Origin of the sequence: Propioniciclava soli (assembly GCF_014858005.1) — a bacterium.
GTDB classification, from domain to species: Bacteria; Actinomycetota; Actinomycetes; order Propionibacteriales; family Propionibacteriaceae; genus Propioniciclava; species Propioniciclava soli.
The window spans coordinates 91587-105611 of the sequence record NZ_JACYOT010000004.1 but is presented as its reverse complement, the minus strand read 5'-3'; the positions used below and the strand labels follow the sequence as shown (position 1 = coordinate 105611).

The following is a 14025-nucleotide window of genomic DNA, read 5'->3' as shown; positions in this document are numbered from 1 at the left end:
GGTTGTTCATTCGCTGACCACGTCCTCGCCGGTGTCGGAGAACGTGGCGTCCTCGTAGGAGTCCGACACGTCGTCACGTTCGGCGAGGGCCCGAATGCGCGCGTCCTCGATGTCGTCGGACACCTCGTCGTTGCCGTTGAGCTGGAAGCTGCGGTACGCCATGGTGATGACGAACGCGGAGACGGCCATCGTGATGACGATCGCGGTGAGCACCATCGCCTGCGGCAGGGGGTCGGACATGGTCGCGCCGTCGAAGGCACCGATGATGGCCGGGTTGCCGGCCGGCCCCATGGCCACGAGGAACAGCAGGTTCACGCCGTTGCTCATGACCAGCACGCCCATCAGAATCCGGGTGAGCGATCGCTCCGTGAGCAGGTAGACACCGGCGGCGACGAGCACACCGGCGGTGACGGCGAGGGTGAGGCTGGGCGTCATCGGACGGGCCTCCTCGCCGAGGCGGGGACGGCGGTGGTCGAATCGGGACGCGGCAGCGGCGAGCGTTCCTCGGCGCGCTGCTGGTCGATGCCCGCCCCGAGGCTGCGGACGACGTCCAGCACCATGCCGACGACGATGAGGTAGACGCCGATGTCGAAGGCCGTCGACGTCACCAGGTGGAGGTCACCGAACAGGTTGACCGGCCCCCACGGCGTCGGCACGGCCTCCAGGGCGCCGATGGTCAGGTGCACGTCGTAGCTCTGGAAGATGCGGCCGCCGAACGCCGCCGGCGCCAGGGCCGTCGCGATCGAGACCACCAGGCCGACGCCCATCAGCCGGCCGGCGTCGACGGGCGCGGCCTCCTCGAGCTCGGCCGCCCCGGCGGCGAGGTAGCGGACGATCAGCGCCAGGCCCGCGACCAGGCCCCCCGCGAAACCACCCCCGGGCAGGTTGTGGCCGGCGATGAGAAGATAGAGGGAGAAGAGCATCATCGCGCCGAACAGCAGGCGCGTCGTCACCTCGAAGATCAGCGAGCGCGAGGCCGGGTTGAGGTCGTTGCTCCCGCGCAGCCACGCACCCTCGTTCTGCTCCACACGGCGGCGGACGGCGTGACGCCGCCCGGTCACGCGCGAGCGGAGGAAGATGAGCGACGCGACGCCCGTGGCCGCGACGACCAGGACGGTCAGTTCGCCCATCGTGTCCCACACCCGGGTGTCGACGAGGATCACGTTGACGACGTTGCGGCCGTAGCCGAACTCGTAGGCCAGCGTCTCCAGCCCCGCGGAGGCCGGCTCGTGGGTGCGCGACGACGCCGCGACGAGGATCGACGCCGTCACCGACCCACCGACGCTCGCGGCCAGGAGGAGACGCCACCAGCGCGAGGACTGCAGGGGGCGGTCGGTGAAGAACTTCGGCAGGCTGCGCAGCACCAACAGGAAGATCAGCACGCTCGCGGTCTCGACCAGCACCTGGGTGAGCGCCAGGTCGGGCGCGCCGTGGAACAGGAACAACAGCGACGTGCCCAGGCCGGTGGCGCCGGCGGTGAGGATGGCGCGGATGCGGCCGCGCACCCACATCAGGTTGATGGCGGCGATGCTGGTGACCACGCCGACGGCGAGCTGGGCCAGGGAGTCCCAGGCGCGCACCTGCGGCCAGGCCGGCAGGAACAGCAGCGAGCCGGCCACACCGATCACGAAGACTGTGAGGATCATGGAGAGCGTGGAGGCCAGCGAACCACGCTGGACGCGGGCGGTCGTCTCGACCGCCAGCGAGTCCACCATCCGCATCAGGCGGCGGTACATCTCATCGGCGGCCGTCAGCCGGGGGAAGGTGGCCTGGACCCGCGCCACGCTGGCACGGAAGTGGAACAGGACGTAGCCGCCGAGCAGCGCGGTGGCCGACAGCCCCAGCGGCACGGTGAAGCCGTGCCAGAGCCCGAGCTCGTGCGGCTCGCCGCCGGTCGGCACCGAGTCGACATACCCCCACAGCACCGAGGTCAGCGTCGGCCCGAGGAATCCGAAGGCGAGGCTCGCCACGCCAAGCAGCACCGGCGACGCGAGGAACCCGATCTCCGGAGCGTGACCGATGGCGGTGGGCTCCTTGCGGGGCTTGTCGGCGAACGCGCCCCACCAGAACCGCAGCGAGTACGCCATGGTGAGCGCGGAACCCGCGACGATGGCCGCAATGAGCAGCACCGCCACCGCGGGCGGGATGCCAATGCCGTCACCCCCGACGAGGCGGGTCAGCGCATACAGCGCGCTCTCCTTGGCCACGAAGCCGAACAGGGGCGGCAAACCCGCCATGGACGCCGCCGCGAGACCGGCGACCACGGCGAGGACAGGCAGCTGGCGTCCGAGCCCCGAGAGCTTGGTGAGGTCGCGCGTACCGGTGGCGTGATCGATCACGCCCACCGTGAGGAACAAGGTGGCCTTGAACAGCGCGTGGGCCACCAGCATGGCCACGCCCGCGAGCGCCGCGGCCTTCGTGCCCAGCCCGGCCAGCAGCGTGATGAAGCCGAGCTGGCTCACGGTGCCGTAGGCGAGCAGCAGCTTGAGGTCGTTCTGCCGCAGGGCCCGCCAGCCACCGAGGATCATCGTGATCGCGCCGAGCACCGTCACGGCCTCGCGCCACCCGACGACGCCGGCAAACGCCGGAGCGAGCACGGCGACCAGGTAGACGCCGGCCTTGACCATCGTGGCCGCGTGGAGGTAGGCCGAGACCGGCGTCGGGGCGGCCATCGCCCCCGGGAGCCAGAAGTGGAAGGGCGCCATCGCCGACTTGCTCAGCGCGCCCACGAGCATCAGCAGGGCGCCCGCGGTGACGGCCGCTCCGGACGGGACGGCGGCGATGATCGCCTGCAGCCGGAAGGTGCCCGTCGCCAGGCCCAGGGTCACGATGCCGATGAGCATGGCCAGGCCACCCGCCGTCGTGACGATGAGCGCCGTCATCGCCGCGGCGCGGTTGGCGCGGCGGGAGGAGTCGTGCCCGATCAGCAGGTAGGAGAAGACGGTGGTCAGCTCCCAGAACACGTACAGCACGACGAGGTCGTCCGCCGTCACCAGTCCGAGCATCGCGCCTGCGAACGCCACGAGGAGGCCCAGCGTCCGCGCCGGCACGGAGGAGAAGTACCAGCGGCAGTAGAGCAGGATCAGGGTGCCGATGCCGCTCACCACCAGGGTCATGAGCCACTGGACGATGCCGATGTGGAAGGCCAGGGCCACCTTGAGCGTCGGGATCCAGGGAAGCACCTCGACGTACGTGCCGCCGGCCAGCAGCGACGGGCCCAGCGTCAAGGCCCACACGAAGGTGGCGGCGGGCACGAGCGCCGCTATGGCGAAGGCGTTCCGCCCGGCGACGCGGCTGCCGAGCGTGGCCAGCGACGCGACCACGAAGTGGGCGGCGACGAGGCACAGCAGCACAGGCGGACCCTTCCTGCGGTCATCAGCGGGGGAAGCGGCCCCAGCCTACCAAGCGGCGGGCGGCTGGTGCGGGCCGGGCGGCTGGGCTGGCCGGGGAAGCTGCTGACCGGGCGGGGGCGGCCCTGGTGCCCAGCCGCGGCCCGCCAGGGCGGCCCGGACCGCCGCCAGCTGCTCGCGGCCGGGCGCCGAGGCGCGCACCACACCGCGTCGCCGCGCCCACCAGTCGATCACGGCGGCGGCCACCACCAGGACGCCCATGTTGATCAGCAGGCTCGCGTCCCCGGTGCCGACACCGCGGTCGAACATTTCGGAGAAGTCGCTGAACGGCAGCGTCACCATGCCCGTCATGTTGTTGACGATGTGGATGGCGACGGACGCCTCGAGCCCACCCGTGCGCAGCACCAGCCAGGACGCCACGACGGCGAAGACGACGTAGTAGGCGTTCAGCCACGGATCGGCTGCGGCATGGAGGGCGGTGAAGACCGACGCGGTCACGACGGTCGACACCCCGAAGGCCACCCAGGGGTGCGCGAACCACGAGCCGACGGCGCGGCCGAGGAAGCCGCGCACGAGGTACTCCTCCCCCGCCGACTGCAACGGCGTGGTGAGCAGTACGACCAGGATCATGAAGACCGTGGTGTCGCGCCACGTGAGTTCCACCGGGTCACCCAGCACGAACCCGACCGCGGTCAGCACCGCCCACAGCGGCAGCGCGACCAGGGCGCACCGCGCAAACCAGCTCCACCGGAAGCCGCCGGCCACGGAGGACAACCAGCCGGGCCGCTGCCCGACGATCGCCCACGTCAGCAGCATCACGATGGGGATGCTCGCCGCCAGGCCCAGATTGTTGGCGAGGAAGATGCCGGGGCCGACGCGCACCGCGCCGGTGTCGGCGTTAACCGAGTCGAATCCATCGGAGGCGATGCCGACGAAGCTCACGACTGCGCTCACGAAGAACCACACGAGGGCGACCGCCACGATGGCCAGCGCCGACTTCCACCAGCGGAACCGTGGCGCGCGGAAGAAGCGAAGGTAGTCGGTCGGCTCCACCGGGAGTGTCGGCCGCGCCGCCGGGGGCAGCTGCGCCGGGTCGAGCGCCGTCATCACACCTGCCCGAGCTCGGGGAACCAGAGGTCGATCTCACGGTTCGCCGACTCGGCCGAGTCCGAGGCATGCACGAGGTTGAGCCGGTTCGAGGCGGAGAAGTCGCCGCGGATGGTGCCGGGGGCGGCGGCAATGCCATCGGTGGCCCCGTTGAGCGATCGGACGGCCTCGATGGCCCGCTCCCCCTCCAGCACGAGCGCGACGAGCGGGCCCGAGGTGATGAACTCCCGCAGGGCCGGATAGAACGGCCGGTCGACGTGTTCGGCGTAGTGACGGTCGGAGAAGGCCTCGTCCACCGTGCGCAGCTCGAGCGCGGCGAGCGCGAGCCCCTTCGCCTCGTAGCGGGCGAGGATCGTGCCGGCGAGGCCGCGGGACACAGCGTCGGGCTTGAGCAGGACGAGCGTGCGTTCGGTCATGGCGCCAATCTAGCGGCGCGCGGCGTCGATGCGCCTGCCGAGCACCGCCATCAGCACGTGCAGCCCGGCGAACAGCGCGCCGACGGCGTACATCCAGGGGGTCAGCAGGCCGAGCGCGATGCCGAGGGCCTGCACGAACCAGCCCAGCCACCAGCCCCACGGCCGTCGCAGGGTTCCGGCCGCGACGAGCGCCAACGCGGCGGCGACGCCTCCCAGGGAGAGCGCGAGGCCCACCGGGACGGCGTCCACCTGGATCATCCCGGCGATCGCCAGCGCGTACACGACCGCCTCGAACACGAGGTTGGCGGCCAGGGCACGCCGCATGGGGTTCTGTTCGCTCAGCGGCCCCACGCGACATCCTCCCCATCGCGCTCGTCGTCCTCGTCGTCATCGGCTGGGTCACCGTCGTCACCGTCGTCGCCGGCGTCGACGGACGGGCGCTCGGTGACGAGCATCGCCCGGGCCTCCCCGGCCACGATCACCGACCCGAGGATGAGGACGCCGGCCCCCGCCCCGGCCTCGTCGGCCAGCGAGACCGCGAGCTCCAGGGCGTCCGGCAGCGCGGCGCGGGTGTGGACGCGATCGGCGCCGAACCGCTCTGCCGCCAGCTCCGCGAGGTCGTCGGCGGAGAGCCCGCGGCTCGTCGAGGACGCCTGGGTGCAGACGATCGTCTGGGCGTGCTCCTCGAGCAGGGCCAGCATGCCCTCGGCGTCCTTGTCGGCCATCACCCCCATGACGGCGACCAGCGGCGCGAAGCCGAAGGCCTCCTGCACGGCGTCCAGCGTCGCCGCGACACCGTGGGGGTTGTGCGCCGTGTCGAGCACCACGGTGGGGCTGCGCCGCACGACCTCCAGCCGGGCCGGGGCGCTGACGGACGCCAGCCCCTCCGCCAACACGTCGGGCGCAAGGGCGCGGCCACCGAGGAACGCCTCGACGGCCGCCACCGCCAGCGCCGCGTTGGCGGCCATGTGCGCGCCGAACAGCGGCAGGAAGAGATCGCCCACCGGGCCGTCCGCGGCATCGATGCGGAGCACCTGACCACCGACGGCGGCGGTGCGCTCGAGCAGGGCGAAGTCGCGTCCCTCGGCCAGCAGCCGGACGCCGACCTCCGCGGCCCGGGCGGTGAGCACGGCGGCCACGTCAGGGCGCTGGTCGGCGGAGACCGCGATGCCGCCGGGCTTGATGATGCCGGCCTTCTCCTGCGCAATCTCGGCCGGGGTGTCACCGAGGAGGTGGCTGTGGTCGACGTCGACGGGGCAGATCACGGCCACCTGGGCGTCCGCGACCGAGGTGGCGTCCCACGAGCCGCCGAGGCCCACCTCGACGACGGCGACGTCCACCGGCGCCTGGGCGAACGCCTCGTAGGCGAGCCCGGTCATCACCTCGAAGAAGGTCATGGCAATGCCGTCGATCTCCCGGGCGTCGACCATCTCGACCAGCGGCAGCACGTCGGCGACGAGCGCATCGAACGCGTCGGCGTCGATGGGCTGGCCGTCGATGGCGATGCGCTCGGTGACGTCGACGAGGTGGGGCGAGCTGAGGCGTCCGACCCGCAGGCCGAGCGCGCGCAGCAAGCCCTCGACCATGAGCGCGGTGGAGCCCTTGCCGTTGGTGCCGGTGATCTGGATGACCGGGAAGCTGCGCTGGGGCTCCCCCAACAGCTCGGTCAGGGCCCTGATGCGCTCCAGGCTGCGGCCGATCCGGTGCTCGGGCCAGCGCGCCTGCAGGGCGGCGACGATGTCGGTGTGGGTGCTCATGGTGCGCCCCAGCGTAGTGCCCGCGCGACGGCCGGCCCGGAGCGGGCGGTGGGGCGTCCGGGCGGCGCTGTATCGTGGTGGGGTGACCACGCCGACGACCCTCGCCCCGCGATCCTGGCAGGGGTGGGTGGGCCTGGCGGCCCGCCTGCTGCTGGGCGGCGTCCTGCTCGTGGCCGGCGCGTTGAAGCTGCCCGCGCTGGGCGAGTCCGTCAATGCCGTCATGGCGTATCGCCTGCTCCCCTACGACCTCGTGCCCGTCGTGGGCACGGCACTGCCGTTCGTCGAGGTGGCCCTCGGGCTGCTCCTGCTCACCGGCACCTACACGCGCGTCGCCGGCATCCTTGGCGGGCTCGTGATGGTGGCGTTCATCATCGCCATCGCGAGCGCGTGGGCCCGCGGGCTGTCGCTCGACTGCGGCTGTTTCGGCGGCGGCGGCGAGATCTCCCCCGAGGCGGCGCGGGCCGCCTACCCCTGGGAGATCGCCCGCGACGTCGGGCTGCTGGCCTGCGGCGTCTGGCTCGCACTGTTTCCCCGCACCCGGTTCGCCGTCGACAACCTGCGGCTCCCCCCGGCCGGGAGCGACGCCGCGCTCGACCCCGACACGGCGGACGCCCGCCCCACCGATCCCCTGACCACCGCCTGACCGGCCCCCGACCCACCAGGAGAACCACCGATGGCCACGTCCACGTCCAACCGTCGCGAGCAGCTGCGCCGCCAGCAGGAGGCCGCCGAGCGCCAGAAGAAGACCAACCGCATCATCGGCCTCTCCGCCGCCGCGGTGGCGCTCGTGCTGGTCGGAGTGCTGATCTTCGTCCTCGTGCAGAACATGAGCGGCAACCGGGTGGGGCAGATGGCTCCGGAGGGTTCGGCCGACTCCATCGTGTTGAACAGCACGCCGGCGCCCGCCGACGCCCCTACCGTGACCGTCTACCTCGACTACCAGTGCCCCAACTGCCGGGTGTTCGAGGAGACCTACGGTGACACGCTGCTCACCGAGGCCAACGCCGGCACCTGGACGCTGGAGAACAAGACCATGACGTTCATGGACAACAACCTCCAGAACACGGCGTCCACCCGCGCCGCAGTGGGTGCCGCCTGCTCGGCGGTGGTGGCGCCGGAAACCTACCCGCAGTACAGCATGACGGTGTACGGCAACCAGGAGGCGCAGGAGGTCCGGGGGTCGGAGGGGTACTCCGACACCCTGCTGCGCGACACCATTCCCGCCCAGGTGGGCATCACCGGCGACGCGCTCACGCAGTTCCAGGCCTGTTACGACAACGACGCCACCAGCGAGTTCGTCACCAACGTCGAGCGGTCCGCGTACAGCGACAACGTGACCGGCACGCCGACCATCGCCGTCAACGGCACGATCGTCGACCTCCGCCAGCTCAGCGATCCCTCGCCCGAGGGCCTGCGCGCGTTCCTGCTCGCCAACGCCTGAGCCCCGGCTGCCCGGCTGATTGCCTGCCCGGCTGAATGTGCATTTGGACCCGAGAAAATGGCGCCATGGCGCCATTTCCTCGGGTCCAAATGCCATCCCGGCGGCCGCCCCAGCACGGGAGCGATGTGACGGTGGGGGCGGCGCCCCCGTAAAATCGGACGCATGACTGCACAGCCCACCACGCCCGTGTCCGCGCCGAGCCCGACCGGCCAGCGCGTACCCGAGCGCCCCGCCCTGGAGGGGCTGGAGCAGACGTGGGCGCAGCGGTGGCGCGACCAGGGCACGTACGCCTTCGTGCGCCCCGAGCGCCGCGACCAGGTGTTCAGCATCGACACCCCGCCGCCGACCGTGTCGGGATCGCTGCACGTGGGCCACGTGTTCAGCTACACCCACACCGACCTGGTGGCGCGCTACCAGCGCATGCAGGGCAAGCACGTGTTCTACCCGATGGGGTGGGACGACAACGGGCTGCCCACGGAGCGCCGGGTGCAGAACTTCTACGGCGTCCGGTGTGACCCGTCGGTGCCGTACGACCCCGACTTCACGCCGCCGGCCAAGCCCGACCCCAAGCGTCAGGTGCCGGTGAGCCGCCGCAACTTCATCGAGCTCTGCCACGAGCTGACGGCCGTCGACGAACAGGTCTTCGAGGACCTGTGGCGCCACCTCGGCCTCTCGGTGGATTGGGACACGCTGTACGCGACGATCTCCGAGGAGAGCCAGCGCGTGGCGCAGCGCGCGTTCCTGCGCAACCACGCCCGCGGTGAGGCGTACCTCTCCGAGGCGCCGACGATGTGGGACGTGACGTTCCAGACCGCGGTGGCCCAGGCCGAGCTCGAGGCCCGCGAGTACCCGGGCCACTACCACCGGGTCGCGTTCCACACCGCGGACGGGGCTCCCGTCCACATCGAGACGACCCGGCCCGAGCTCATCGCGTCCGTGTGCGCCCTCATCGCGCACCCCGACGACGAGCGCTACGCCCCCCTGTTCGGCACCACCGTCACCTCCCCGGTGTTCGGCGTCGAGATCCCGGTGCTGCCGCACGCCCTTGCCGAGAAGGAGAAGGGCTCGGGCATCGTCATGTGCTGCACCTTCGGCGACCTCACCGACGTGCAGTGGTGGCGCGAGCTGAACCTGCCCACCCGCGTGGTGCTGCAGCGCGACGGACGCCTCCAGCGCGAGACCCCGGAGTGGCTGGTGAACGCCGAGCCGTACGCACAGCTCGCCGGCAAGACGACGTTCAGCGCCCGCGAGACGATGGTGGAGCTGCTGCGCGAATCGGGCGACCTCGACGGTGAGCCCAAGCCCACCACCCGCATGACGAACTACTACGAGAAGGGCGACAAGCCCCTCGAGATCGTGTCGACCCGCCAGTGGTACCTCACCAATGGCGGCCGGGACGCCGACCTGCGCGCCGCGCTGCTGCGCCGCGGCGAGGAGCTGGCCTGGGTGCCGGAGCACATGCGGCACCGCTACAGCAACTGGGTCAACGGCCTCAACGGCGACTGGCTGATCAGCCGCCAGCGATTCTTCGGCGTGCCGTTCCCGGTCTGGTACCCCCTGGACGCCGACGGTGAGCCGGACACGACGCGTCCGATCGTGGCCGACGAGGCGAGCCTGCCGGTGGATCCGGCGTCCGAGCCCGCGCCCGGTTACGACGAGCGCCAGCGTGGGGTGCCCGGCGGCTTCATCGGCGACCCGGACGTGATGGACACGTGGGCCACCAGCTCGCTCACGCCGCAGATCGCCTGCGGGTGGGAGCGCGACGAGGAGCTGTGGAACCTGACGTTCCCCATGGACGTGGCCCCCCAGGCGCACGACATCATCCGCACCTGGCTGTTCAGCCGGGTCGTGCGCGCGCACCTGGAGAGCGACACGCTGCCGTGGGCCCGGGCGACGATCTCGGGGTTCGTGGTCGACCCGGACCGCAAGAAGATGAGCAAGTCCAAGGGCAACGTGGTGGTGCCCACGGAGATCCTCGAGAAGTTCGGGGCGGACGCCGTCCGCTGGCGTGCGGCGATGGCGCGGCCCGGCATGGACTCGCCGTTCGACGAGACCCAGATGAAGGTCGGGCGTCGCCTGGCCATGAAGATCCTGAACGCCAGCAAGTTCGTCCTCGGCATGGCGGACGCCCCGGAGGGGGCGGACGCCGCCGCCGAGGGGGCGGCGGCCATCACGGCACCGGTCGATCGCGCGATGCTGGCGTCCCTGCGCCGCGTCGTGGCCGAGGCGACCCGCGCGTTCGAGGCGTACGACTACACGAGTGCCCTCGAAGTGGCGGAGAAGTTCTTCTGGACCTTCTGCGACGACTACCTCGAGCTGGTCAAGGAGCGTGCCTACGGTGCGCAGGGGGCGGACGCCGGCGCCTCCGCCCGGGCGGCGCTGGCCCTCGCGCTGAGCGTGCAGTTGCGCCTGTTCGCCCCGTTCATGCCGTTCGTGACCGAGGAGGTGTGGTCGTGGTGGCAGGAGGGCTCGGTGCACCACGCATCGTGGCCGACCACGGGCGAGCTGCCCGAGGGTGGCGACCCCGCCCTGCTGGACGCCGTCTCGGCGACGCTGATCGGCATTCGGGGGGCGAAGTCGAACGCCAAGGTCTCCATGAAGACCCCACTGAAGGCAGTCACGATCAGCGGCCCCGAGGCCGCCGTGGCGCAGCTGCGCACCGCGGAGGGAGACCTGCGGGCGGTGGGACGCATCGAGAGCGGCATCGTGTGGAATTCCGACGGCGATGCGGTGTCGGTGGCTGCGGAGGTGGCGACGCAGGGCTAGGCTCCCTGCGTCGAGACACGGCGGTCGCGCGTGTCGAGCCTGACCGGGAAAGGACCCTTGCCGATGCGTGCGCTCTCCACGGTGGCCTGCGCCACCCTCGTTGCTGCCCTCGCAAGCGGCTGCTCGCTGCTGCAGCAAGCGCAGCAGGCCATGACTCCCAGCATCGCCGTCGGTGAGTGCACCGACCTGCCCGACGTGAGCACCGCGGAGACCGAGGTCTCCGACATTCCCACGGTTGACTGCGCGGGCCCGCATGCCTGGGAGGCCTACGCCGAAAAGGTGTTCGGGGTGGACGAGGAGTTCCCCGGCGCCGCCGAGGTGGACGAGGCCGCCACCACGTTCTGCATGGGCGAGTTCGAGGGCTTCATCGGCCTGCCCTACGAGGCGTCGCGTTATGAGGCCTTCTACCTCTACCCCACGGAGGAGACCTGGACGCTCCTCAACGACCGCACGATCACGTGCCTGGTGGGGCTCTCCGACGGCGGCGTCACGGGCTCGCTCGCCGACGCCGCCGAGTAGGCGGCACCCGGCGCTCGGGTCAGGCGCTCTTGGAGCGCCGGCTCGAGCGGGCTGCACGCGTGACCAGCTCGGGTTCGGCCCCGTTGGTGACCACGTCGGCGTCGATGCGCACTTGGACGACGTCCTCGGCGCTCGGCACGTGGAACATGACGTTGAGCAGGATCTCCTCCAGGATCGATCGCAGCCCGCGCGCGCCGATGCCCCGGGCCAAAGCCAGTTCGGCAATGGCCTCGACGGCATCATCGGTGAATTCAAGATCGACGCCGTCCAGCTCGAAGAGCTTGCGGAACTGCTTGGTGAGCGCGTTCTTGGGCTCGACGAGGATGCGCACCATCGCCGCCAGGTCCAGCGGGTTGACGGTCGCGATCATCGGGAGGCGCCCGATGAACTCGGGGATGAGCCCGAAGTGGTGGAGATCCTCCGGGCGGACCTGCTCGAAGGGGTTGGGTTGCTCCTTGGCGCGCAGCGTGATGTCGTTGTTGAAGCCCAAGGACCTCTTGCCGACGCGCGCGTTGATGATCTCCTCAAGGCCCGCGAAGGCGCCACCCACGATGAACAGCACGTTCGTGGTGTCGATCTGGATGAACTCCTGGTGGGGGTGCTTGCGCCCGCCCTGCGGCGGCACGGACGCCGTGGTGCCCTCGAGGATCTTCAGCAGTGCCTGCTGGACGCCCTCCCCCGACACGTCGCGCGTGATCGACGGGTTCTCGCTCTTGCGGGCCACCTTGTCGATCTCGTCGATGTAGATGATGCCCGTCTCGGCCTTCTTCACGTCGAAGTCTGCGGCCTGGATCAGCTTGAGCAGGATGTTCTCGACGTCCTCACCGACGTAGCCCGCCTCGGTGAGCGCGGTGGCGTCCGCCATGGCGAACGGCACGTTCAGCATGCGCGCGAGCGTCTGGGCCAGGTAGGTCTTGCCGCAGCCGGTCGGGCCGATGAGCAAAATGTTGCTCTTGCCCAGCTCGACCAACTCGTTGTCGGCGGCCCGCCCGGGGGTGGCAGCCTGGGCCTGGACGCGCTTGTAGTGGTTGTACACCGCCACGGCCAGCGCCTTCTTGGCGACCTCCTGACCGATGACGTAGCTGTCGAGGAACGCGACGATGTCCTTCGGCTTGGGCAGTTCCTCCAGCAGGCCCACGTCGGCGGCCTCGGAGAACTCCTCCTCGATGATCTCGTTGCACAGTTCGATGCACTCGTCGCACACGTACACGCCGGGGCCGGCGATCAGCTTGCGCACCTGCTTTTGGCTCTTGCCGCAGAACGAACACTTCAACAGGTCCGAGGTCTCACCAATCCGTGGCATCGTCGCGCCCCCCTCCCAGCCGACGCGCGGGCGTCAGCTGATGTCCTTCAACGACGTGAAGATCTCGTCGATGATGCCGTACTCGAGCGCCTCGTCCGCCGTGAGGTACTTGTCGCGCTCGATGTCCTTGGTGATGCGCTCCAGCGGCTGCCCGGTGTCGGTGGCCAGCATGCCCTCCATCAGCGAACGGATCCGCAGGATCTCCCGAGCCTGGATCTCCAGGTCCGAGCTCTGGCCGTAGCCACCCTCGGTGGCGGGCTGGTGGATCAGGATGCGGCTGTTCGGCAACGCGAACCGCTTGCCCTTCGTGCCCGCGGCCAGCAGCACGGCCGCGGCGGACGCCGCCTGGCCGAGGCAGACGGTCGAGACGTCCGGCTTGATGTAGCGCATGGTGTCGTAGATCGCCGTCAGCGCGGTGAACGAGCCGCCGGGCGAGTTGATGTACATGCTGATCGGCCGGTCGGGATCCATCGACTGGAGGCACAGCAGCTGCGCCATCACCGCGTTGGCGATGTCGTCGCTGATCGGCGTGCCGAGGAAGATGATGCGATCCTCGAACAGCTTCGTGTACGGGTCGACCCGGCGGACGCCGTAGCTGGTCCGCTCCTCCCACTGGGGGATGTAGTAGTCCATCGACGGCCCCTGCGGAGCCGTGCCGCCCGGAAGCGTGTTGGTCATCGGTGCGTTCCTCACTGGTTCGGTGCGTCGTCGCCGTTGATCTGGGCGGCGCGCTCGTAGACGTGGTCGATGAAGCCGTACTCGAGGGCCTCCGCGGCGGTGAACCACCGGTCCCGGTCGGAGTCCGCCTCGATCTGGTCGATCGGCTTGCCCGTGTGCTGGGAGATGAGCTCGGCCATTTCGCGCTTGGTCTGGATGATCTGCTCGGCGAGGATCTTGATGTCCGACGCCGTGCCACCGATGCCGCCGGAGGGCTGGTGCATCATGATCTTCGCGTGCGGCAGGGCGTACCGCTTGCCGGGCGTGCCCGCGCTCAGCAGGAACTGCCCCATGGACGCGGCCAGCCCCATCGCGACGGTCGCGACGTCATTGCTGATCCACTGCATGGTGTCGAAGATCGCCATGCCGGCGCTCACCGACCCACCCGGGGAGTTGATGTAGAGGTAGATGTCCTTGTCGGGATCCTCCGCGTTCAGCAGCAACAGCTGTGCGCAGATCGCGTTTGCGTTGTCGTCACGCACCTCGGACCCGAGGAAGATGATGCGATTGGCGAGCAGCGCCTGGTACACCGAGTCGTTCATGCCGATGCCGGACGGCGCGCCTGCCATGGCGATGCCGGGGAGTTGTTCAGTCACGAGTGTGAAACTACAGGCCGCCTCCGACAAAACCGAGAGACGCGGCCCGGTGT

General features: G+C 70.4%; 13 protein-coding genes. 4 read left to right on the top strand and 9 right to left on the bottom strand.

The window, feature by feature from the left end:
- Nucleotides 1-6 precede the first annotated feature (6 nt).
- The 6 genes from IFY26_RS03300 to IFY26_RS03275 are packed head-to-tail and all read right to left on the bottom strand — an operon-like array spanning nt 7 to nt 6630.
- Entirely contained in the window at nt 7-435 is a 429-nt protein-coding gene (locus IFY26_RS03300; RefSeq protein ID WP_232547571.1) for a Na(+)/H(+) antiporter subunit C, read from the bottom strand.
- The gene (locus tag IFY26_RS03295) at nt 432-3353 is read right to left on the bottom strand and encodes a Na+/H+ antiporter subunit A (protein ID WP_232547570.1); all 2922 of its coding nucleotides are present in this window, start codon (nt 3351-3353) and stop codon (nt 432-434) included. Before IFY26_RS03295 ends, IFY26_RS03300 begins: the two co-directional genes overlap by 4 nt.
- A gap of 45 nt (nt 3354-3398) precedes the next feature.
- The gene (locus tag IFY26_RS03290; protein ID WP_232547569.1) at nt 3399-4457 is read right to left on the bottom strand and encodes a CPBP family intramembrane glutamic endopeptidase; all 1059 of its coding nucleotides are present in this window, start codon (nt 4455-4457) and stop codon (nt 3399-3401) included.
- Nucleotides 4457-4873: a nucleoside-diphosphate kinase gene (gene ndk / locus IFY26_RS03285; protein ID WP_232547568.1), complete on the bottom strand. Its 417-nt coding sequence runs from the start codon at nt 4871-4873 to the stop codon at nt 4457-4459. Before ndk ends, IFY26_RS03290 begins: the two co-directional genes overlap by 1 nt.
- 9 nt (nt 4874-4882) lie before the next feature.
- Nucleotides 4883-5224: a DUF4233 domain-containing protein gene (locus IFY26_RS03280; RefSeq protein WP_232547567.1), complete on the bottom strand. Its 342-nt coding sequence runs from the start codon at nt 5222-5224 to the stop codon at nt 4883-4885.
- Nucleotides 5212-6630 (bottom strand): bifunctional folylpolyglutamate synthase/dihydrofolate synthase, encoded by a 1419-nt coding sequence (locus tag IFY26_RS03275; RefSeq protein WP_232547566.1) that lies wholly within the window; start codon nt 6628-6630, stop codon nt 5212-5214. Before IFY26_RS03275 ends, IFY26_RS03280 begins: the two co-directional genes overlap by 13 nt.
- An 82-nt stretch (nt 6631-6712) precedes the next feature.
- On the opposite strand from IFY26_RS03275, the gene IFY26_RS03270 reads away from it, so the two are divergent.
- The 4 genes from IFY26_RS03270 to IFY26_RS03255 all read left to right on the top strand — a co-directional run bounded on the left by IFY26_RS03270 (nt 6713) and on the right by IFY26_RS03255 (nt 11356).
- Nucleotides 6713-7273, top strand: a complete 561-nt coding sequence (locus tag IFY26_RS03270; RefSeq protein ID WP_232547565.1) for a MauE/DoxX family redox-associated membrane protein — start codon at nt 6713-6715, stop codon at nt 7271-7273.
- A gap of 30 nt (nt 7274-7303) precedes the next feature.
- The gene (locus IFY26_RS03265; protein WP_232547564.1) at nt 7304-8071 is read left to right on the top strand and encodes a DsbA family protein; all 768 of its coding nucleotides are present in this window, start codon (nt 7304-7306) and stop codon (nt 8069-8071) included.
- Between the two features lie 162 nt (nt 8072-8233).
- A complete protein-coding gene (gene valS / locus IFY26_RS03260) occupies nt 8234-10837 on the top strand; it encodes a valine--tRNA ligase (RefSeq protein WP_232547563.1) in 2604 nt (867 codons plus the stop codon).
- A 63-nt stretch (nt 10838-10900) separates the two neighbouring features.
- Nucleotides 10901-11356: a septum formation family protein gene (locus IFY26_RS03255; protein ID WP_232547562.1), complete on the top strand. Its 456-nt coding sequence runs from the start codon at nt 10901-10903 to the stop codon at nt 11354-11356.
- A gap of 19 nt (nt 11357-11375) precedes the next feature.
- Here IFY26_RS03255 and clpX read toward each other — a convergent pair whose 3' ends face one another.
- From clpX to IFY26_RS03240, 3 genes are read right to left on the bottom strand one after another with little or no spacing between them, the layout of a single operon-like run.
- Nucleotides 11376-12659, bottom strand: a complete 1284-nt coding sequence (gene clpX, locus IFY26_RS03250) for an ATP-dependent Clp protease ATP-binding subunit ClpX (RefSeq protein WP_232547561.1) — start codon at nt 12657-12659, stop codon at nt 11376-11378.
- 33 nt (nt 12660-12692) lie between these two features.
- Nucleotides 12693-13337, bottom strand: a complete 645-nt coding sequence (locus tag IFY26_RS03245) for an ATP-dependent Clp protease proteolytic subunit (protein ID WP_269779060.1) — start codon at nt 13335-13337, stop codon at nt 12693-12695.
- A gap of 11 nt (nt 13338-13348) precedes the next feature.
- A complete protein-coding gene (locus tag IFY26_RS03240; RefSeq protein ID WP_232547906.1) occupies nt 13349-13945 on the bottom strand; it encodes an ATP-dependent Clp protease proteolytic subunit in 597 nt (198 codons plus the stop codon).
- Nucleotides 13946-14025 lie beyond the last annotated feature (80 nt).

What these genes read in the sequence shown, in the direction of transcription:
- IFY26_RS03300 (WP_232547571.1), bottom strand. Translation starts at nt 435, where the DNA reads ATGACGCCCAGCCTCACCCTCGCCGTCACCGCCGGTGTGCTCGTCGCC.
- IFY26_RS03290 (WP_232547569.1), bottom strand. Translation starts at nt 4,457, where the DNA reads ATGACGGCGCTCGACCCGGCGCAGCTGCCCCCGGCGGCGCGGCCGACA.
- ndk (WP_232547568.1), bottom strand. Translation starts at nt 4,873, where the DNA reads ATGACCGAACGCACGCTCGTCCTGCTCAAGCCCGACGCTGTGTCCCGC.
- IFY26_RS03275 (WP_232547566.1), bottom strand. Translation starts at nt 6,630, where the DNA reads ATGAGCACCCACACCGACATCGTCGCCGCCCTGCAGGCGCGCTGGCCC.
- IFY26_RS03265 (WP_232547564.1), top strand. Translation starts at nt 7,304, where the DNA reads ATGGCCACGTCCACGTCCAACCGTCGCGAGCAGCTGCGCCGCCAGCAG.
- valS (WP_232547563.1), top strand. Translation starts at nt 8,234, where the DNA reads ATGACTGCACAGCCCACCACGCCCGTGTCCGCGCCGAGCCCGACCGGC.
- IFY26_RS03255 (WP_232547562.1), top strand. Translation starts at nt 10,901, where the DNA reads ATGCGTGCGCTCTCCACGGTGGCCTGCGCCACCCTCGTTGCTGCCCTC.
- clpX (WP_232547561.1), bottom strand. Translation starts at nt 12,659, where the DNA reads ATGCCACGGATTGGTGAGACCTCGGACCTGTTGAAGTGTTCGTTCTGC.
- IFY26_RS03245 (WP_269779060.1), bottom strand. Translation starts at nt 13,337, where the DNA reads ATGACCAACACGCTTCCGGGCGGCACGGCTCCGCAGGGGCCGTCGATG.
- IFY26_RS03240 (WP_232547906.1), bottom strand. Translation starts at nt 13,945, where the DNA reads ATGGCAGGCGCGCCGTCCGGCATCGGCATGAACGACTCGGTGTACCAG.